Raw genomic sequence first — 1,415 nt, 5'->3', positions numbered from 1 at the left:
TGCTGGTGGCCGTGGTCTCCTGCAGGCCGTGGTCGATGAAGTCGATCATCCAGGTGAAGCTGTCGTCGATGTCGGTGGCGAACTGGAACCCGCCGGCTGCTTCCAGGGATGCGTATCCGTGCAGGACGGTGCGCAGCATCCGCAGCGCGTGGATCTGCTGGTCGGGGTCGATCCGGTAACCGTGCAGCATGGCCGCCCAGGAGTCGACCACCCGATTGAGGGCGTCGATGAGGGGGTCGTCGGGTCCGGTCGGGCGGGCGGCGTTGGCTGCGGCGTATCGGCCGTGGTGGTCCTTGACGAACGTCCGCATCGCCTGTGCGCCGCGGGCCAGGGCTTCGGTGCCGGACCGGCCCTGGATGGCGTCGCGGATGGCGTCGGCGCACTGGTTCATGGCCAGGATGGCGATCCGGTGGGCGAGGTCGGTCTGGCCGGTGACGTGCTTGTACAGCGAGGGGGTCTTGACCCCGAGCCGTTCGGCGACCAGGCCCATGCCGAGCTGGTCGAACCCGACCTCGTCGACCAGGGCGGCGGCGGCTTCGGTGACCGTTGCGGCGGTGAGTCCGGCCCTAGGCACGGCCGGCCGCCTTGGCCAGGAACGGCAGGGCCAGCGCGAGGACCTGGTCGGGGGTCTGGGCGTGCGGGTAGTGGCCGGCGCCGTCGATCACGGCCAGCTCGCCGAGGCCGGCGGGCAGGTCGGCGATGATCTTCGCCCCTTCGGCGCGGGGGTCGGCCCAGTCGGGGTCCAGGCTGCCTTCGACGATCAGGACCGGGCAGGTGACGTGGGCGAGCTGGGTGCCGGCGTCGGTGGGCTTGGACTTGCACATGGCCTGCAGGGCCTTCATCCGGCCGGGCTCACTCAGCGCGGCCTCTATGCGGGCCAGTTCGCTGTTCCAGTCGGCAGGCTTGGCCGGGTAGGCCACGTCGAGGTACTTCTTCCAGTCCGCCAGGCGTCCCCGGACGATGACCAGCGCCATCTGCATGTACCCCGTCCGGAAACGCTTGACCCGGATCAGCCCGCCCAGGTCGACCGGCTGCGCACGGGTGAACGGAGCCAGCTCGATCACTCCGCTGATCACGTCGGGCGCAGTGGCGGCCGCGATGGTCGCGGCGCCGCCGCTGATCGACTGCCCGATGATCACGGCCGGGCCGCCGAGGTGACGCACGACGGCGACCAGATCTCCGGCGATGTCGGTGCGGCTGTAACCGTCCCAGCCGAGGCTGGACTCACCGCACCCGCGGATGTCGACGTTCGCAACCCGGTAACCGGCGGCCACCAGGCCGGGAACGAGGAAGCGGTAGGAGTGCCGGCTGTCGCCGATACCGTGCGCCAGCACGACGAGGGGACCTTCCCCGGTCACGTCGAAGGCGATGGTGTTCTTGCCGATTCTCAGGTGCTCGGTCATGCCGTCCTCCAA

2 protein-coding genes are annotated in these 1,415 nt (G+C 70.2%); both read right to left on the bottom strand.

Features of this window, described 5'->3' with window-relative positions; translation table 11 throughout:
• A partial coding sequence (locus tag AQJ27_RS00010; RefSeq protein ID WP_067359877.1) for a TetR-like C-terminal domain-containing protein occupies nt 1-574 on the bottom strand: 574 nt, incomplete at its 3' end.
• A complete protein-coding gene (locus tag AQJ27_RS00005) occupies nt 567-1,403 on the bottom strand; it encodes an alpha/beta fold hydrolase (RefSeq protein ID WP_067362495.1) in 837 nt (278 codons plus the stop codon). The genes AQJ27_RS00010 and AQJ27_RS00005, both read right to left, overlap by 8 nt.
• Nucleotides 1,404-1,415: the final 12 nt, after the last annotated feature.

The sequence above is a fragment of the Streptomyces olivochromogenes genome, from assembly GCF_001514115.1.
Taxonomy (GTDB): domain Bacteria; phylum Actinomycetota; class Actinomycetes; order Streptomycetales; family Streptomycetaceae; genus Streptomyces; species Streptomyces olivochromogenes.
Note: the sequence above shows the minus strand (reverse complement) of the source record. Positions and strands in the feature narration are given on the sequence as shown.